The 19,003-nt window shown below is 71.6% G+C and carries 13 protein-coding genes; 7 read left to right on the top strand and 6 right to left on the bottom strand.

Annotated elements, in window-relative coordinates:
• Positions 1-29 precede the first annotated feature (29 nt).
• On the bottom strand, positions 30-767 hold the full coding sequence (locus Sco07f_RS06025; protein WP_108987187.1) for a hypothetical protein: 738 nt from the start codon (positions 765-767) through the stop codon (positions 30-32).
• A gap of 161 nt (positions 768-928) precedes the next feature.
• On the opposite strand from Sco07f_RS06025, the gene Sco07f_RS06020 reads away from it, so the two are divergent.
• Positions 929-2,413 carry a VWA domain-containing protein gene (locus Sco07f_RS06020; protein WP_108987186.1) on the top strand — a complete coding sequence of 495 codons (1,485 nt, stop codon included), beginning with the start codon at positions 929-931 and terminating at the stop codon, positions 2,411-2,413.
• Positions 2,414-2,437: 24 nt separating this feature from the next.
• Here Sco07f_RS06020 and Sco07f_RS06015 read toward each other — a convergent pair whose 3' ends face one another.
• The 3 genes from Sco07f_RS06015 to Sco07f_RS06005 form a co-directional block, all read right to left on the bottom strand.
• On the bottom strand, positions 2,438-3,310 hold the full coding sequence (locus Sco07f_RS06015) for a hypothetical protein (protein ID WP_108987185.1): 873 nt from the start codon (positions 3,308-3,310) through the stop codon (positions 2,438-2,440).
• Positions 3,311-3,492: 182 nt separating this feature from the next.
• Positions 3,493-4,599, bottom strand: a complete 1,107-nt coding sequence (gene sppA, locus Sco07f_RS06010) for a Ser/Thr/Tyr protein phosphatase SppA (protein WP_087790285.1) — start codon at positions 4,597-4,599, stop codon at positions 3,493-3,495.
• A gap of 476 nt (positions 4,600-5,075) precedes the next feature.
• Positions 5,076-6,188 (bottom strand): LacI family DNA-binding transcriptional regulator, encoded by a 1,113-nt coding sequence (locus Sco07f_RS06005; protein WP_003975000.1) that lies wholly within the window; start codon positions 6,186-6,188, stop codon positions 5,076-5,078.
• A gap of 421 nt (positions 6,189-6,609) precedes the next feature.
• On the opposite strand from Sco07f_RS06005, the gene hisC reads away from it, so the two are divergent.
• The 6 genes from hisC (at position 6,610) to Sco07f_RS05975 (ending at position 17,072) form a co-directional block, all read left to right on the top strand.
• Positions 6,610-7,689 (top strand): histidinol-phosphate transaminase, encoded by a 1,080-nt coding sequence (hisC, locus tag Sco07f_RS06000; protein WP_054102973.1) that lies wholly within the window; start codon positions 6,610-6,612, stop codon positions 7,687-7,689.
• A 303-nt stretch (positions 7,690-7,992) separates the two neighbouring features.
• The gene (locus Sco07f_RS05995) at positions 7,993-9,498 is read left to right on the top strand and encodes a cytochrome ubiquinol oxidase subunit I (RefSeq protein ID WP_007388885.1); all 1,506 of its coding nucleotides are present in this window, start codon (positions 7,993-7,995) and stop codon (positions 9,496-9,498) included.
• 20 nt (positions 9,499-9,518) lie between these two features.
• Entirely contained in the window at positions 9,519-10,523 is a 1,005-nt protein-coding gene (cydB, locus tag Sco07f_RS05990) for a cytochrome d ubiquinol oxidase subunit II (RefSeq protein ID WP_108987184.1), read from the top strand.
• Positions 10,524-10,612: 89 nt separating this feature from the next.
• Positions 10,613-14,131, top strand: coding sequence for a thiol reductant ABC exporter subunit CydD (cydD, locus tag Sco07f_RS05985; RefSeq protein ID WP_108987183.1), 3,519 nt, complete (start codon positions 10,613-10,615; stop codon positions 14,129-14,131).
• A gap of 78 nt (positions 14,132-14,209) precedes the next feature.
• Positions 14,210-15,898, top strand: a complete 1,689-nt coding sequence (locus Sco07f_RS05980) for a sensor histidine kinase (RefSeq protein ID WP_108987182.1) — start codon at positions 14,210-14,212, stop codon at positions 15,896-15,898.
• A gap of 121 nt (positions 15,899-16,019) precedes the next feature.
• A complete protein-coding gene (locus Sco07f_RS05975; protein ID WP_108987181.1) occupies positions 16,020-17,072 on the top strand; it encodes a M23 family metallopeptidase in 1,053 nt (350 codons plus the stop codon).
• Between the two features lie 29 nt (positions 17,073-17,101).
• Here the strand turns inward: Sco07f_RS05975 and Sco07f_RS05970 are convergent, their stop codons facing one another.
• Both Sco07f_RS05970 and Sco07f_RS05965 read right to left on the bottom strand, forming a co-directional pair.
• Entirely contained in the window at positions 17,102-17,989 is an 888-nt protein-coding gene (locus Sco07f_RS05970; protein ID WP_007388866.1) for an HAD family hydrolase, read from the bottom strand.
• A 75-nt stretch (positions 17,990-18,064) separates the two neighbouring features.
• Positions 18,065-18,970, bottom strand: a complete 906-nt coding sequence (locus tag Sco07f_RS05965) for an LLM class flavin-dependent oxidoreductase (protein WP_007388867.1) — start codon at positions 18,968-18,970, stop codon at positions 18,065-18,067.
• Between the last annotated feature and the right edge of the window lie 33 nt (positions 18,971-19,003).

Here is a 19,003-nt window from a genome sequence, read left to right as displayed (position 1 = left end):
GGAACGTCGGCCGGCCGCTGCGCCCGTGATCAGGGTTGCTGAGCGTCTTTCAGCCGTTCCACCTGCCGACTGATCAGCTCGGTGGGGAACGACAGGTCTGCGCCTACGCTCAGCTCGGAGAACGTGGCGATGGTGTTCCCTGTGCGTACGACGATGAACTGCTCGCTGCTGTCCCCCAGCGAGTCCGACTCCACCGGGCTGATCTCCCGGAAGGCCAACGCCTCTTCACCGACCTGTGGCGGCGTCTCCGTCCGCACGGTCACCTCGAACGGCCCGGCGTAGCCCTCGCCCTCGTAGGACCGGCAGGTGGTGAGGGCCTGCCTGAGTGCCGCGAAGCGCTGTTCGGCCTCGTCCCCCTCATAGGAGGCGAGTGTGGAGCTGCCGCCCATGATGTTCTTCTTCCAGTTGAAGACCTGGAAGACGTGGGCGAACGACCCCTCGCCGCTGCGGACGTCGATGAGTGGCCGGCAGGCAGGTACGGATATGGGCGGGAAGGAGCGTTCGCTGCCCTCCGGCGGGGGCGCCTGTACCGAGAGGGGCTCGTGGGCCTGTGGGACCTCTCCGTCCTTGAAGGCCAGGTCCTTCAGTTGCGCCGTCGTCAGAGGTTCCGCTCGGGCCCTGGCCGAAGGGGTGGTGGCCGAAGGGGTGGTGGGCGACACCTCGGCGGTGGCCTCCGGCTCCTGAGCCGTGGCACACCCCGACGCCAGGGCCAGTCCGATGAAGGTTGCCGCGGCTCTTGTCGTCAGCCGTGTCGTGCGCGCCTGCATGAGTCCCCCGGACCGGCGTTGATGCGAAGTCGACGCCAGTGTCGCAGGTGGTCGGTGACCAGGGGGTATCCGGTCACGGTTCGGGAGCCGAGGTCCGGTGGGGACAGGCCGCGGGGCCCGTCCTCTCCCGGTCGAGGGGTCCTGCTCGGCAGACTGGAGGCATGACAGCCACCTCACTGAGCAAGGGTGCCAACGTCGCCGTCGACTCCCCCGCGGTACGCGTCGTACTCGTGTGGTCCGCAGGGCCGGGCGTCCCCGAGGTCGACGCCTCGGCGCTGCTGCTCACCTCGGACGGACGGGTGCGGGACGACGGTGACTTCGTCTTCTACAACCAGCCTCGCCACACGTCCGGCGCGGTGCGGCACCTGGGCAAGCGGGGCGCCCCCGGTGGCGGTGCGGGCGGCACGAGCGATGCCGTCGAGGTGGATCTGCGTTCGGTGGAGCCGGCCGTCGAGCGCATCGTCCTGTGCGCCTCGGCGGACGGCGGGACGTTCGGCCAGGTCCCGGGGCTGTCGCTGCGGCTGCTGGACACCGGGACCGGCACCGAACTGGCCCGGTTCGACATCACGGCCGGGCCGGAGACCGCTCTGGTCGGCGGCGAGTTGTACCGGCGCCAGGGCAAGTGGAAGTTCCGCGCGGTCGGGCAGGGATACGCCGCCGGACTCGCGGGGCTGGCCACGGACTTCGGTATCACCGTGGACGACACTCCCCCGGCGGCGGCTCCCGCCGCGGCCCCCGGCCCGTCGGCCACCACGGCTCCCCTGGCGTCCGCACCCCTCGCGGCGCCAGCGTCACCGCCGGTTCCCTCCGCGCCGCCAGCGTCACCGCCAGTTCCCTCCCCGCCGCCCGTTCCGCCGAGCGCGGCTCCGGCCGCCCCCGGGCCCCGCCTGACCAAGGGCGAGGAACACCTTCCGGTGGACATGCGCAAGCGGCTGTCCCTGCGCAAGGAGCAGGTCGCGGTGAGCCTGAGCAAGCACGGGGCGGCCGGGGTCACCGCGCGCGTCGTCCTCGTCCTGGACGCCTCCGGATCCATGGCCTCCCTCTACTCCAAGGGCGTCGTCGCGGACGTCGTGGAGCGGATGGCCGCCGTCGCGGCGCAGTTGGACGACGACGGGGAGATGCAGGCATGGACCTTCGCCTCGAACCCGGCGCGCCTGCCCGACCTGCGCCTGGGCGAGCTGCCCGAATGGCTGCGGCTGCATGTCCGCGTGGGGGAGATCAGCCTGTTCCGCCGAGGCCGGAAGAAGGGCCTGCACCCCGAGCAGGTCGACATGCGGGCGGTCGGCATCCAGAACGAGGAGCAGAAGGTGATCGCCGAGGTCCGCGCGTTCGTGCGGGACACCCCGGCACCGGTTCCGACCCTGGTGCTGTTCTTCTCCGACGGCGGTGTCTACCGCAACGCCGAGATCGAGCGGGAGCTGCGGGAGGCCGTGGAGGAACCCGTCTTCTGGCAGTTCGTCGGGCTCGGGCGCGCCGGTTACGGGGTGCTGGAGCGTTTCGACACCCTGCCGGGCCGGCGCGTCGACAACGTCGGCTTCTTCGCCGTCGACGACATCGGCACCGTACCGGACCCGGAGTTGTACGACCGCCTGCTGTCCGAGTTCCCGTCGTGGATCGCCGCCGCCGGCCGGGCGGGCATCCTCTGAGTCACTGCCCGCCCGTGCCGGTGGCTACTCGGGCCGGTGTTCCGGGCCGCCGAAGTCCGGGCTGCTGTAGTCCGGGCTCGAGTAGCTCGGACGCGAACCGGCGTCGGATCCCCCGTCGGGGCTGCTGAACCCGGGACGGCCGTAGCCGAGGTGCGGCATGCGACTGCTGCTCGGGGCGGCCGGCCCCGTGCGGTGCAGCGCCGCCGCGCCCGGGTCGCCGAGCGCGTCCCGCAGGAAGGGCACGATGCCGCGTTCCAGCAGGGCCTCGTGCCAGGCGTCCCTGGCCCGGGTCACCTCCTCGTCGCGCGCGGCGTAGAAGGCGGACTCGGCGGAGGGGCCGTTGCGCAGCGCGGTCAGCAGCAGTCCCACGGCGGCGACGAGGATCGCCACCGCCGTGACGGCGCCGAACACCCACCCCGTGGTGAGCATGGTCTGCGCGAAGGCCTGCCCGGGATCGAGCATCTTCAGGAGGTAGCCGACCAGGAGGAAGATCGCCGCGGCGGTGCCGGCCAGGACCGGCGCCAGAACGGCGATGACGGCGACGGCCCCCGCTCCGGTCGCCTCGGCCATCTCGCCCATGGTGGCGGCGAGTCCTCCCGCGCCCGTGCCCTGCTCCTGGGAGCCGGACTCGCGCGTGGCGGTCGACGGGTCCGACGGCGCCGGATGGCGCAGTTCGTCGCGGACCTTCACGTAGTGCTGGTACTCGGTCGTGGCCGCCGCCGTGATGAGGGCGGAGGCGTTGAGTGCCATGGTGCGCAGTTGTTCGGAGTTGAGCCGCTGACCGACAGCGGCCAGTTCCGGGCGGTGTGGTGCGGAGCGCAGCGCCTCGTCGAGGATCCGCTCGTACTCTTGGCGGTCCTCGTTCGACAGGTACTGCGGAACGCTGTTCATGTGCATCCCCCGATGCTCCGTAGGGCTTGGGGCTCGCATGCCAACGAGCCGTCGGGCAGAAACGGAGGGGAGCCTGCTACGGATAAGCCGATGGTAGAGCGGTGACGGTGGAGGGTGACAGGGGGTTTCCAGAAATTGGGTGCCGCCCGGTACGGACGGCGATCCCGGAAACCCCGGCCGCTGAAGGGTCAGACGCCCAGCGGGAGTTGCTGGACCAGCAGCTTTCCGGCCATGGTCACGCCGCCGTCCATCGCGATGGCCAGTCCGTCCGCGTAGACGTGCGGGCCCTCGACCACGGTACGGGTGTCGTCCTCGCCGTCCTCGGAGCCGACTTCGCCCAGCAGGTAGGGGATGGGGCTGTGGCCGTGAACGATCCGGGTGCCGCCGTACGTGTCGAGCAGCGAGCGAACGGCGTCGGCGCCGCCCTCGTCGCGGAAGGAGAAGCGCTTGGTGAACTTGCGGAACAGGTCCCACACCTCCTCCGCGTCGTTGCGCGTGAGCGTCTCGCGGACGGTGTCGTTGACCTCTTCGATGGAGCGGCCGTAGTCGAGGTAGGTGGTGGCGTCCGAGTGGACCAGGAGGTGGTCGTCGACCTCCTCCATGGCGTCGAGGCGGGCCATCCACTGCAGGTGGTGGTCCTGGAGGCGGTCCATGTCGGTCTTCTGCCCGCCGTTCAGCAGCCAGGCGGCCTGGAAGGTGGCGGTGCCCGCGCCGGAGTTGACGGGGGTGTCGCCGAACCGCTTGGCGCCGAGCAGCAGCAGCTCGTGGTTGCCCATCAGCGCCTTGCAGTAGCCACCGGCCGCGGCGGCTTCCGCGGACAGCCGCATCACCAGGTCGATGACGCCGATGCCGTCCGGGCCGCGGTCGGTGAAGTCACCGAGGAACCACAGCCGGGAGGTGCCCGCGCACCACTGGCCGGCGTCGTCGACGAGGCCCTTCTCCCGCAGGGCGGCCAGCAGCTCGTCCAGGTAGCCGTGCACGTCGCCGACGACGAACAGAGGGCCCTGACCGGTGGCCGGCTGCTGCACCGCGACCGGCTCGGGGTCGACCGCCACCTGGACCGTGTCACCCCGACGGATGACGGGCAGATCGCGCTGAGTGGGCGTGTAGCCCTCGGGCAGGGCCTCGTCGAGCCCCTCCTCGGAGGGCGGTGCCGACTCGCCCGTGTGCATGCCGGGGGCAGCGTACGGAGCGGCCTCGTGGACGTACGCGGGTACCCGGAAGTCGCGCACCGTCGCCGTCCGCTCCACCTCGGGTCCCTGACCGGCCCCCTGAGTCATCGACCCCTCCACCATCGCGCCGCATCTGCACCGCTTCGGACTGCCTGGTCGCAGCGGCCCGCGGTGTGTGGGCCCATCATAGGAATGCGGATCGCGCTGTGTGATGACCCAGGGGTGGTGAATCAGGACAGGACTCCGGTTCACCGCGGCTTTCGCCCCGATTGGGCCTGGCTTCGCCCGCCCGCAACCGGGGCACGGTCGTGTTCCGGATGTGCCGGGTGTGGCGTTCGCCGCCCCGTTTCGCCGCCGTTCCCCGCCGCCGTTCCCCGCTCGGCCCTCGTCGCCGTCCCCTGCCGTCCCCTGCCGTCCTCCGCCGTCCCCTGCCGTCCTCCGCCGTCCTCCGCCGTCCGTTCACCGTCGTACGTCGTCCGTTCGCGTCCGTTCGCGTCCGGTCGTCCCGTCCGGTCGGCGCGTCCCGCTCAGGCCGGACGCGCCGAAGGACCGTGCGCCGCTACGCCGCTCCTGGACGCGCCGCCCACGGAGGGCGCGTCCTACTCGCCCTCCGGCGACCGCGGCGGGCTGACCGTCGTGCGCGGTGGCCGCCGCTGCGACGACGTACGCACGATCAGTTCGGTCGGTATCACCTGCTCGACCGGCTGGTCGGAGTGCAGCCCCTCGATCGCGTCGATGAGGACCTGGATCACCGCGGTGCCGATGCGGCGGGGTTTCAGCGACAGGGTGGTGATGGGCGGCTCGGTGCTGGCGTACACGGTGGACTCGCTGCAGCAGACCAGCAGCAGGTCCTCGGGGACGCGCAGGCCGTAGCGGCGGGCGGCGGCGAGGAGATCGGTGCCGTTCGGATCGAACAGGCCGTAGACGGCGTCGGGCCGGTCGGGCCGGGCGAGCAGCCGGTCCGCGGCGACCGCGCCGGCGCACGGGTCGTGCGCGGGGTAGGCCTCGTAGACCGGATCCTGGCCGACGCGCTCGCACCAGCGCAGGTAGGCGGTGGTCGACAGGTGTGTGTACGTGTCGGTCGTGGTGCCGGTGAGCAGGCCGATCCTGCGGGCGCCGGCATCGGCGAGATGGTCCAGGATGCCGAGTACGGCCGCCTCGTGGTCGTTGTCGACCCAGGCGGTGACCGGCAGCGAACCGGCCGGGCGGCCGTCGGACACGACGGGCAGACCCTGGCGGACCAGTTCGCTGACGACCGGATCGTGGTCGGAGGGATCGATGACGACCGTGCCGTCGAGCGCGACGTTGGACCACACGTCGTGACGGGAGGTCGCCGGGAGGATGACGAGGGCGTATCCGCGGGCGAGCGCGGCGGACGTGGCGGCGCGCGCCATCTCGGCGAAGTACGCGAACTCGGTGAAGGTGAAAGGTTCATCCCCGTACGTCGTCACGGTCAGGCCGATCAGTCCGGACTTGCCGGTGCGCAGCGTGCGGGCGGCGGCCGAGGGCCGGTAGCCCAGTCGGTCGGCGACCTCGCGCACGTGGCGCCTGGTGGCGTCCGGGAGTCGGCCCTTGCCGTTGAGGGCATCGGAGACGGTAGTGATGGATACTCCGGCGGCGGCGGCCACGTCCCTGATACCCGCCCGACCCGGCCGGCTGCCTCGACGTGAGGTTTCCGCGCGGCTCACCTGGTGCTTCCCTGCTGCTGTCATGGCGAGCCGATAGTAGGGCTCATGGGGTGGGGTAGTGCGGACGCATATGCACGCGTTGACAGTCACGTTTCTGCATGATCATTTACAGTGAACGTCCTTTGAAAGCAAGCCAGTTGAGCGCGCCCATCCCATTACCTGACGTGTTGACCAGTGAGGGCCTGCCATGGGGTGGATGTTGCGAAGAGGTCTCAACTCACCTGCACGAGGGATGCGCGCCACGGCGCGAGCCACCGGCGCGTAGATATATGTGCGGCGCGCCCCCCGAATCGTGCGCCTTCGTGTGCTGATGCCCCTGATGCCGCTGTGACGGACGAGGTCCGGTCCTCCAGGGATCGGCTCCGGTGCACCTATACGCAGCGGCGGTGAATCCTCATAAGGTGAGAAGTATTCGATGCCGGTGGTGGTCACGAGGAGGACTGCGGTGAGCGAGAAGAGCCCCAAGCTGCGCGCCGAGCTGGAGGGGATTCCCACCTACAAGCCGGGCAAGCCCGCCGCGGCCGGCGGCCCGGTGGCCTACAAGCTGTCCTCCAACGAGAACCCCTATCCGCCCCTGCCGGGAGTGATGGAGACGGTGACGGCCGCCGCCGCCTCCTTCAACCGCTACCCGGACATGGCCTGCACGTCGCTGATGGCCGAGCTGTCGGACCGCTTCGGCGTGCCCCTTTCCCACCTGGCCACCGGCACCGGGTCGGTCGGTGTGGCCCAGCAGCTGATCCAGGCGACCTCGGGCCCCGGCGACGAGGTGATCTACGCCTGGCGCTCCTTCGAGGCGTACCCGATCATCGCGCAGATCAGCGGGGCGACCTCCGTGCAGGTCCCGCTCACGCCGGGCGAGGTGCACGACCTCGACGCGATGGCGGACGCGATCACCGACCGGACCCGGCTGATCTTCGTCTGCAACCCCAACAACCCCACCGGCACGGTGGTACGGCGGGCCGAGCTGGAGCGGTTCCTGGACCGGGTGCCGAACGACGTGCTGGTGGTCCTGGACGAGGCCTACCGCGAGTTCATCCGCGACGCCGAGGTCCCGGACGGTGTCGAGTTCTACCGTGAGCGGCCCAACGTCTGCGTCCTGCGCACCTTCTCCAAGGCCTACGGCCTGGCGGGACTGCGGGTCGGGTTCGCGATCGCGCACGAGCCGGTGGCGGCCGCGCTGCGCAAGACGGCGGTGCCCTTCGGGGTCAGCCAGATCGCCCAGGAGGCGGCGATCGCCTCGCTGCGTGCGGAGGACGAGCTGATCGGCCGGGTCGGCTCGCTGGTGTGCGAGCGCACCCGCGTGGTCGACGCGCTGCGCGCGCAGGGCTGGACGGTGCCGGAGACCCAGGCCAACTTCGTCTGGCTGCGGCTGGGGGAGCGCACGGTCGCCTTCGCCGAGGCCTGCGAGCAGGCCGGTGTGGTCATCCGGCCCTTCGCGGGTGAGGGTGTGCGCGTGACGGTCGGGGAGAGCGAGGCGAACGACATCTTCCTGAAGGTGTCGGAGGAGTTCCGCAAGGAGCTGTAGACCCCGCGAGGCGGGACACGAAGCCGCGGGACGGTCAGCGCCGCCCGCGGCTTCGGCATGCCACGGGGCGGCATGCCACGGGGGGCTCCTTCCCGTCCGAATCCGACGGGTCGCTGAAGATCGGGCGAAGGGGTTGACGTCACAGGGGACCCCCCTTCCGGTGTCGAAAAGCTGTAGGTCATAATTGCTTGTGAATGTGAACGCGTTCACAAGCGTGTCCCGATTGCGCCCGCGTTGGGTGTGACAAACGCGCTCAAACCGCCGCTGACCACGGCGGTGTGGCGATGTGAGGAGAGTGACGAAGTGGACCTGGCTCTGGCGCCGGAGACACTGGCGCGATGGCAGTTCGGCATCACGACCGTCTACCACTTCCTGTTCGTCCCGCTGACGATCTCGCTGGCCGCCCTGACGGCCGGGCTGCAGACCGCCTGGGTCCGCACGGAGAAGGAGAAGTACCTCAGGGCGACCAAGTTCTGGGGCAAGCTCTTCCTGATCAACATCGCGATGGGTGTCGTCACCGGCATCGTGCAGGAGTTCCAGTTCGGTATGAACTGGTCCGACTACTCCCGCTTCGTCGGCGATGTCTTCGGCGCTCCGCTCGCCTTCGAGGCGCTGATCGCCTTCTTCTTCGAGTCCACCTTCATCGGCCTGTGGATCTTCGGCTGGGACAAGCTGCCCAAGAAGATCCACCTGGCCTGCATCTGGATGGTCTCGATCGGCACCCTGCTGTCGGCGTACTTCATTCTCGCGGCCAACTCCTGGATGCAGCACCCCGTCGGCTACCGGATCAACGAGGAGAAGGGCCGCGCCGAACTCACCGACTTCTGGCAGGTCCTCACCCAGAACACCGCCCTCAACCAGGTCTTCCACAGCTTCGCGGCGGCCTTCCTCACCGGTGGCGCCTTCATGGTCGGCATCGCCGCCTTCCACCTGATGCGCAAGAAGCACATCCCGGTGATGCGGACCTCGCTCCGGCTCGGCCTGGTGACCCTGGCGGTCGGCGGCCTGCTCACCGCGGTCAGCGGCGACACCCTCGGCAAGGTCATGTACGAGCAGCAGCCGATGAAGATGGCCGCCGCCGAGGCCCTGTGGGACGGCGAACAGCCGGCGCCCTTCTCCGTCTTCGCCTACGGGGACGTCGACAAGGGGCACAACAAGGTCGCCCTGGAGATCCCCGGACTGCTCTCCTTCCTCGCCCACAGCGACTTCGAGTCCTACGTGCCCGGCATCAACGACACCAACAAGGCCCTCCAGGAGCAGTTCGGGCCCGGTGACTACAAGCCCATCGTCCCCGTGGCCTACTGGGGCTTCCGCTGGATGATCGGCTTCGGCATGGCGTCCTTCTCCCTCGGCCTGCTGGGCCTGTGGCTGACCCGGAAGAGGTTCCTGCTGCCACCGGCCCTGCGCACCGGGGAGGAGGAGGTCCCGCATCTGGTGCTGCTGAAGAAGCCGCTCGGGACGAAGCTCTCCCGGGTGTACTGGCTGCTGGCGCTGTGGACGATGGCGTTCCCGCTGATCGCCAACTCCTGGGGATGGATCTTCACCGAGATGGGCCGCCAGCCCTGGGTCGTCTACGGCGTGATGCAGACCCGCGACGCGGTCTCCCCCGGTGTCTCCACCGCCGAGGTCATCATCTCGATGTCCGTCTTCACCCTGCTGTACGCCGTCCTGGCCGTCATCGAGGTCAAGCTCCTGGCCAAGTACGTGAAGGCGGGACCGCCCGAGCTGACCGAGGCCGACCTCAACCCGCCCACGAAGATCGGCGGCGATCTCCGTGACGCCGACAAGCCGATGGCCTTCTCGTACTAGGCCGAGGGAGCTGCACAGTCATGGAACTGCACGACGTCTGGTTCGTTCTGATCGCCGTCCTGTGGACCGGCTACTTCTTCCTGGAGGGCTTCGACTTCGGGATCGGTGTGCTGACCAAGCTGCTCGCCCGGAACCGGGCCGAGAAGCGGGTGCTGATCAACACCATCGGCCCCGTGTGGGACGGCAACGAGGTCTGGCTGCTCACGGCCGGCGGTGCCACCTTCGCCGCCTTCCCCGAGTGGTACGCCACGCTCTTCTCCGGGTTCTACCTTCCCCTGCTGGTCATCCTGGTCTGCCTGATCGTCCGGGGTGTCGCCTTCGAGTACCGGGTGAAGCGGCCCGAGGAGAAGTGGCAGCGCAACTGGGAGACGGCGATTTTCTGGACCTCGCTGATCCCCGCGTTCCTGTGGGGCGTGGCCTTCGGCAACATCGTCCACGGCGTGGAGATCGACCGGGACCTGGAGTACGTCGGCTCGGTCTGGGACCTGCTCAACCCGTACGCCCTTCTCGGCGGCCTGGTGACGCTGACGCTGTTCACCTTCCACGGGACGGTGTTCGCCGCGCTCAAGACCGTCGGCGAGATCCGTGAGCGGGCGCGGTCCCTGGCCCTGCGGGTCGGTGTGGTCACGGCCGTGCTGGCCCTCGCCTTCCTGCTCTGGACGCAGGCCGACAGCGGGGACGCCAAGAGCCTGGTCGCCCTCGTGGTGGCCGTCGCCGCCCTGGTCGCCGCGCTGGTGGCGAACCAGGCCGGACGTGAGGGCTGGTCGTTCGCCCTGTCCGGCGTCACCATCGTGGCCGCCGTGGCGATGTTCTTCCTGACGCTCTTCCCGAACGTCATGCCGTCGACGCTGAACGCGGACTGGAGCCTCACCGTCACCAACGCCTCGTCCAGCGCCTACACGCTGAAGATCATGACCTGGCTGGCCGTGATCGCCACGCCGGTCGTCCTGCTCTACCAGGGCTGGACGTACTGGGTGTTCCGCAAGCGCATCGGCACCCAGCACCTCGCCGACGCCGCGCACTGAGTCCAGCGGGGGTGCGTCTCCCCGCGTTTCACGTGAAACGCAGGGAGACGCAGGGAGACGCACCCCACAGGGCAGGAAGGCCGTTTCACGTGAAACCCATCGATCCACGTCTTCTGCGGTACGCCCGCGCCACCCGGTTCTTCCTTGCGGCCGTCGTCGGCCTGGGCGCCCTCGGGGCCGGGCTGCTCGTCGCGCAGGCGATGCTCATCGCCGAGGTGGTGGTCGGCGCCTTCCAGCAGGGCACGACGGCCGCCGGACTCCGCACCCCGCTGCTGCTGTTGGTGGCTGTCGCCTGTGGCCGGGCGCTGGTCGGCTGGCTGACCGAACTGGCCGCGCACCGGGCGAGCGCTGCGGTGAAGTCGGAGCTGCGGGGCCGGCTGCTGGAGCGGGCCACCGCGCTCGGTCCCGGCTGGCTGAGCGGCCAGCGCACCGGATCACTGGTCGCCCTCGCCACCCGGGGCGTCGACGCCCTCGACGACTACTTCTCGCGCTACCTGCCGCAACTGGGCCTCGCGGTGGTCGTGCCCGTGGCGGTACTGGCCCGCATCGTCACCGAGGACTGGGTCTCGGCCGCCATCATCGTCGGCACCCTGCCGCTCATCCCGGTCTTCATGATGCTGATCGGCTGGGCCACCCAGTCCCGGATGGACCGCCAGTGGCGGCTGCTGTCGCGGTTGTCCGGCCACTTCCTGGATGTGGTCGCGGGGCTGCCGACGCTGAAGGTCTTCGGCCGGGCCAAGGCACAGGCCGAGTCGATCAAGCGCATCACCGGGGAGTACCGCCAGGCGACCATGCGGACCCTGCGGATCGCCTTCCTGTCGTCCTTCGCGCTGGAACTGCTCGCCACACTGTCCGTGGCGCTCGTCGCCGTCACCATCGGCATGCGTCTCGTCCACGGCGACATGGCCCTGTACGACGGTCTGGTCGTGCTGGTCCTGGCACCCGAGGCCTATCTGCCGTTGCGGCAGGTGGGGGCGCAGTACCACGCGGCGGCCGAGGGTCTCGCCGCCGCCGAGGACATCTTCTCGGTACTGGAGCGTCCGGTACCGGCGTCGGGGACCGGCCGGGTTCCGGCGGGCGGTGCCCTGGTCTTCGAGGACGTGACGGTCCGCTACCCCGGACGCGCCGCGGCGGCCGTCAAGAACGTGAACCTCACCGTCGAGCCCGGGGAAACGGTCGCGCTCGTCGGCCCCAGCGGCGCGGGCAAGTCGACGCTCCTCAACGTCCTCCTCGGCTTCGTGCCCCCGGCCGGCGGACGGGTCCGGGTCGGGGGAGCCGACCTCGCCTCCCTCGATCTCGCGGACTGGCACGCCCACGTCGCCTGGGTGCCGCAGCATCCGCACCTGTACGCCGGCACCATCGCGGAGAACGTACGGCTGGCCCGGCCCGACGCCGACGACGCCGCCGTCCGGCGGGCGCTGGGCGACGCGGGTGCCCTGGAGTTCGTGGACGCGCTGCCCGACGGCACGGCGACGGCCCTCGGAGAAGACGGAGCCGGCCTGTCCGCCGGGCAGCGGCAGCGTCTCGCGCTGGCCAGGGCGTTCCTCGCGGACCGGCCGGTGCTGCTGCTCGACGAGCCGACGGCGGCCCTGGACGGTGCCACCGAGTCCGAGGTCGTGGACGCCGTGCGCAGGCTGGCGCGGGGACGGACGGTCCTGCTGGTGGTGCACCGCCCGGCGCTGCTGGAGGTGGCCGACCGGGTGGTGTCGCTGGAGGCGCCGGCCGTCGTCGCCGCGTCCGAGGACACCGGCGGGCTGCCGGCTGCGGCGGACGGGCGCTCGCGCGACTCCGCCCAGGATTCCCTCGACGGGCCGGCAGCGGCACCCACTGCGTCCGCCGGATCCGCTCCGGAGGGGCAGGGAGGCGTGCTGGCCCGCGTCCGGGCCATGTGCGGTGCCCGGAGCGGGCGGCTCGCCCTGGCCCTGCTGCTCAGCAGCCTGGCGCTCGGCAGCGCGGTCGGCCTGATGGCGACCTCCGGATACCTCATCTCGCGGGCCTCGGAGCAGCCGCCGGTGCTGTATCTGATGGTGGCCGTGACGGCGACGCGCGCCTTCGGCATCGGGCGGGCCGTGTTCCGCTACGCGGAGCGGCTCGTGTCGCACGACGCCGTGCTGCGGATGCTGGCCGACACGCGGGTCGCCGTGTACCGGAGGCTGGAGCGGCTGGCCCCCGCGGGACTGCGGCGCACCCGCCGGGGAGACCTGCTGTCCCGGCTCGTCGCCGACGTCGACGCCTTGCAGGACTACTGGCTGCGCTGGATGCTGCCCGCCGGCAGCGCTCTGCTCGTCTCCGCCGCGTCGGTGGGGTTCACGGCCTGGCTGCTGCCGGAGGCGGGGGCCGTACTCGCGGTCGGTCTGCTCGCGGCCGGTGCCGGCGTCCCGCTGGTCACCGCCGCCGTGGCACGGCGCGCCGAGCGCAGGCTCGCCCCCGCCAGGGGCGTCCTGGCCACGCGGGTGACGGACCTGCTCACCGGCACCGCCGAGCTGACCGTCGCCGGCGCCCTGCCCGGTCGTGCCGCCGAGGCGCGGCGCGCCGACGGCGCCCTCACCCGGATCGCCTCGCGTGCCGCCACCGCCACCGCGCTGGGCGACGGACTCACGGCGCTCGTCTCCGGTCTGACCGTCGCGGGCGCCGCGCTCGTCGGGGCCGAGGCGGTCGCCGACGGCCGGCTCGCCGGCGTGGCCGTGGCGGTCGTCGTCCTTACGCCGCTGGCCGCCTTCGAGGCCGTACTCGGGCTGCCGCTCGCCGTGCAGTACCGGCAGCGCGTGCTCCGGAGCGCCGAGCGCGTGTACGAGGTGCTCGACGCCCCGGAGCCGGTGCGGGAGCCGGCGGAGCCCCGGCAGGCGCCCGCCTCGCCGTTCCCGGTGGTTCTCGAGGGACTGTCCGCGCGCCACTCCGGCCAGGACAGGGACGCGCTGGCGGGGCTGGACCTGACGCTGGCGAAGGGACACCGCGTCGCTGTGGTCGGACCGTCCGGGTCCGGCAAGACGACGCTGGCCCAGGTGCTGCTGCGCTTCCTCGACTCGGACGCGGGCTCCTACACGCTGGCCGGTGTCGACGCCTACGCCCTGGCCGGCGACGACGTACGGCGGCTCGTCGGGCTGTGTGCCCAGGACGCCCACCTCTTCGACAGCTCGGTCCGCGAGAACCTGTTCCTGGCCAGGAAGGACGCCACCGAGAGCGAGCTGCGCGACGCACTGGCGCGGGCCCGGCTGCTGGAGTGGGCCGACAGCCTGCCCGACGGCCTGGACACGCTGGTCGGTGAGCACGGGGCCCGGCTGTCCGGTGGCCAGCGTCAGCGGCTGGCCCTGGCCCGGGCGCTGCTCGCCGACTTCCCCGTCCTGGTGCTCGACGAGCCCGCCGAGCACCTCGACCTGCCGACCGCCGACGCGCTCACCGCCGACCTGCTGGCCGCCACCGAGGGCCGTACGACCCTGTTGATCACGCACCGGCTGGCAGGGCTGCGGGCCGTGGACGAGGTGATCGTCCTGGACCGGGGCCGGGTCGCACAGCGGGGCACGTACGCCGAGCTGGTGGCCGTGCCGGGACCGCTGCGGGAGATGGCCGGGCGGGAAGCGTCGGCGGAGCTGCTGGTCACAGCGCGCTGAGCGGTCGTCCAGATCACGGTTTCAAAGAATCCTGCAATCCGACTTTCCCGGACAAAGAGGTCTCATTAGGCTCGGGGCATGGCCCCAGTACCGTCTCCTGGCTCCCTGCCGTCCCCTGCGGAGGCCTCGGCGTCGGCCGAACTCCTGGCGCGGGTGCCGAAGCTGCTGGACGCGATGCGGTCCGTCGGCAGCGGACTGGAGCTGCACGCCACGCTGCACCGGATCTGCGAGACGGCCGCCGATCTGGCTCACGCCCGGTACGCGGCCATCGGCGTCGTCGACGAGGACGGGGACGGCCTCGCCGACTTCGTGCACCACGGCCTCGACGAGGCGACCGCCCGGCGCGTCGGTCACCTTCCCGACGGCCGCAAAGGTGTGCTCGGCGCGCTCATCAGCGACCCCGGGCCGGTCCGGCTGACCGACCTGACCCAGGACCCGCGCTCGTGCGGATTTCCCGAGCACCACCCGCCGATGCGCAGCTTCCTGGGCGTCCCCATCCGGGTGCAGGGCGAGATCTTCGGCAACCTCTACCTGACCGACAAGCACGCGGGCCGGCCCTTCAACGACTACGACCTCGCCATGGTCCGGGTCCTGGCCACGGAGGCCGGTATCGCCATCGGCAACGCGCGACTGCACGAGGCCGCTCAGCAGCGGGAGCGCTGGATCGACGGATCGGTCGCCGTCACCACCGCCCTGCTGGCGGGCGGCGACACCGACGACGCCCTGCAGATCGTCGCCGAGCAGGCCCGCCGTCTCTCCGGGGCGGCCGCGGGCATCGTGCTGCTGCCGGCCGACGGGGGCGGACTGGAGATCGTGGCCGTCGACGCCCCGCACCCCTCGAACGCCCTCGGCGAGATCATCCCGCCGGAGAACGGCATCGTGGCGGAACTGCTCGCCGGGCGGCCGGTGTTCGTGGACGACGCCGCCACCGACCCCCGTCTGGATGCCGGACCGGCGCGCTCCTACGGGCCGGTCATGCTGGTGCCGCTGTGCCGGGACGGGAAGGTCCTCGGGAGCCTCGTCATGCCCCGCGCCCGTGGGGAGCGCCCGTTCACCCGGACGGAGCGTGCGCTCGGCGACCGGTTCGCCTCGCAGGCGGCGCTGGCGCTCACGATGGCCGAGGCCCAGCGCGACCGGGAACGGCTCGCCGTGTACGAGGACCGCGACCGGATCGCCCGGGACCTGCACGACCTCGTCATCCAGCGGCTGTTCGCGACGGGGATGATGCTGGAGAGCGCCCAGCGCAGGTCGGCCGTCCCGGAAGTGCGTGAAGGGGTCGGTGGGGCCGTCGACGAACTCGACGTCACCATCCAGGAGATCCGCTCGGCGATCTTCGCGCTCCAGCAGCCGGCCGAGGAGCCCGCAGGGCTGCGCACCCGGGTGCTGCGCGAGATCACCATGGCCGCCGTACCGCTGGGCTTCACGCCCTCCCACCGCTTCGTCGGCCCGGTCGACACCGCCGTCGGCGACCTGACCGGCAAGAACCTCATCGCCGCGCTGCGCGAAACCCTGTCCAACGCCTTCCGGCACGCCCACGCGAGCCGGATCGAGGTGGCCGTGGACGCCACGGCGGTCCTGCGGGACGGCAGGCCGGGCGTCCGCCTGACCGTCGCGGACGACGGGGTCGGCATTCCGGCGGGCGGCCGGCGCAGCGGCCTGCACAACCTGGAGCGCCGTGCCGAGAGCGTGGGCGGCACCAGCCGGCTCGGGCCGGGCATCGGAGCGGACGGCGCCGGTACGACGGTGCTGTGGGAAGCACCGTACTGAGCGGGACCGGGGTCGTCCGGCCCGTGTGCAGCAGCCGCACTGAGCCGTGTGCAGCAACGGGTCCCCCACTCGTACGACCCGAACGAGACTCCGGGCCCCGTGCCGGTCCAGGATCGCTGACATGCGCTCATCCCGCCGACACCCGCTGCTCGTTCCGGTGCTGCTGTGCGCACTCGCGGTGCTCGCGGCCCGCCCCACCGACGGCATGGACGGGGACGGCGGATCCGGTGCCGCCCTCGCCCCCCAGGTGGCGCGCCTGTACGAGGACGCGGCGACGGCCACCCGTCAGTACGAGGACGGGCGACTGGCGGCCGAGGAGCAACGGGCGAAGGCCCTGGAGTACGAGCGGCTGCTCGAAGGTCAGCGGGAGAAGACCGACGCCATGCGCGAGGACCTGGGCCGTATCGCCCGTGCCCAGTACCGCGGCGGTGGTGGGCTCCCGCTCACCGCGCGGATGCTGCTCGCCGACGACCCGGACGAGCTGATGCGCGGCCGGCGTGCGGTGTCCCGAGCCAATCAGGCCGTCGACCGGGTCATCGGCGAGAACCTGCGGGCCGAGGCCCGGCTCGCCGCCGACGAGACCAAGGCACAGGCGGCCTGGCGGGCGCTGGAGAAGCGCAACGCGGACCTGGCGCGACTGAAGAAGAAGATCGAGGGCAAGCTGGAGGCGGCGCGGTCACGGCTGGAGGGCCAGGCGGACTCCTCCGTCGCGGCCGGCTCGTGCCCCGGCGCGGTCCGTCTCGACCAGCCGGACCGGCCCGCCGACGCGTCCTGGGTGGCCCCCGTCGAGACCTACGAGCTGTCTGCCTCCTTCGGCAGCGGCGGGTCGCGCTGGGCGAACCGGCACACAGGCCAGGACTTCGCGGTGCCGATCGGGACACCGGTTCGTTCGGCCGGCGCGGGCCGAGTCCTGAAGGTGTCCTGTGGCGGGGCCTTCGGCATCCAGGTCGTCGTCCAGCACGCGGGCGGCTACTACACGCAGTACGCCCATCTCGCCGCCGTCGCCGTCGACCAGGGCGACCGGGTCGAGGCCGGGCAGTGGATCGCTCAGTCCGGCACCACCGGCAACTCCACCGGTCCCCACCTGCACTTCGAGGTACGGGTCACCCCGGAGACGGGCTCGGCGCTGGACCCGGTGCCGTGGCTCTCACGGCGCGGGGTGCCGCTGCTGTGACGGCACCCGACGTGCGGTGGGGCGGCACGTCAGGGCAGGTCCGCCAGCATGCGCTCGATCACGACCGCCACCCCGTCGTCGTTGTTGGCGACGGTCCGCCCCGAGGCGGCGGCGACCACGTCCGGGTGCGCGTTGCCCATCGCGTACGACCGGCCCGCCCAGGTGAGCATCTCGACGTCGTTCGGCATGTCGCCGAAGGCCACGACCTCCTCGTGCGAGATGCCGCGCTCGGCGCAGCACAGGGCGAGCGTGCTGGCCTTGGAGACGTCGGGGCCGCTGATCTCCAGCAGGGCGCTGGGGCTGGACCGGGTGACGTTGGCGCGGTCGCCGATCGCGAGACGGGCCAGCGTCAGGAAGCCGTCGGGGTCCAGCTCCGGGTGGAAGGCGAGGATCTTGAGGACGGGTTCCGCGGCGGCGCGTCCGCCCGGCGCCAGGATCTCCTCGGCGGGCAGGAGGTCGTCCGGGTCCTCCATGTGCAGCTTCGGATAGGCCGGCTCCTGGTGGAAGCCGTACGTCTGCTCGACCGCGTACACCGTGCCGGGCGCCGCCTCCCGCAGCAGCCGTACGGCGTCCAGCGCGTTCTCCTGCGGCAGCTCGCGGACCTTCACGAACCTGTGCCTGCCGGGGCCGCCGTGGAGGTCGACCACGGCGGCCCCGTTCCCGCAGATGGCGAGGCCGTGCCCGTGGACGTGGGCACTCACGACGTCCATCCAGCGGGCGGGGCGGCCGGTGACGAAGAAGACCTCGATGCCCGCCTTCTCCGCGGCGGCCAGCGCGGCGACCGTGCGCGGGGAGACCGACTTGTCGTCCCGCAGCAGGGTGCCGTCGAGGTCGGTGGCGATGAGCCGCGGACGAGTGGCGGCGGCCGGGGGCTCGGGCTTTCGGGTCGCTGAGGTCACCCGGTCATTGTCACGCATATGCGTGCACGCCCGTGCGTGGGTCCGCACATATGTGAGCTACGGCTCTCGCGCGCGGCCGTCCGTTCCCCGCCTTCATCCCTTCAGCTGCGCCGGTGCCTCCATCGCGATCCGCTCGAAGACCTTCTCGTCCGCGGCGAAGTCCGATTCGGCGATCGGCCAGTGCACGACGAGCTCGGTGAAGCCCAATTCCCGGTGCCGTCCGGCGAAGTCCACGAACGCGTCCACGGACTCCAGCGGCCGGTTGCGTTCCGGCGTGAAGCCGGTGAGCAGGACCCGGTCCAGCTCTCCCACCTCACGGCCGATCGCGGCACAGGCGTCGGCGAGCCGGTCGGCCTGCCGCCGCAGGGCCCGTCCCGACTGCTCGGGGGTGCCGTTCTCGAACAGCTTCGGGTCGCCGGTGGTCACCCACGCCTGCCCGTGCCGTGCGGCGAGCGCCAGCCCCCGGGGACCGGTCGCGGCCACCGCGAAGGGCAGCCGGGGCCGCTGCACGCACCCCGGGATGTTGCGCGCCTCGTGTGCCGAGTAGAAGTCGCCCTCGTACGACACGGCGTCCTCGGTCAGCAGCCGGTCGAGCAACGGCAGGAACTCGCCGAACCGGTCGGCCCGCTCACGCGGCGTCCACGGCTCCTGGCCCAGCGCCGTGGCGTCGAAGCCGGTGCCGCCCGCTCCTATGCCGAGGGTGACCCGGCCGCCGGAGATGTCGTCGAGGGAGATCAGTTCCTTGGCGAGCGTCACCGGGTGCCGGAAGTTCGGCGAGGTTACCAGGGTGCCCAGACGCATCCGCTCCGTGACGGCCGCGGCGGCGGTGAGGGTCGGGACGGCGCCGAACCACGGTCCGTCCCGGAAGCTGCGCCAGGAGAGGTGGTCGTAGGTGTAGGCGGTGTGGAAGCCGAGCTGTTCGGCCCGCGTCCAGGTCGAACGGCCGCCCTCGTGCCAGCGGCGGTACGGAAGGATCACGGTGCTCAGGCGCAGGCTCATGCATCCGAGCCTATGCGGCCGCTCGCTGTTTCA

Origin of the sequence: Streptomyces coelicoflavus (assembly GCF_003112555.1) — a bacterium.
In the GTDB taxonomy this organism is placed as follows: Bacteria; Actinomycetota; Actinomycetes; order Streptomycetales; family Streptomycetaceae; genus Streptomyces; species Streptomyces coelicoflavus.
Note: the sequence above shows the minus strand (reverse complement) of the source record. Positions and strands in the feature narration are given on the sequence as shown.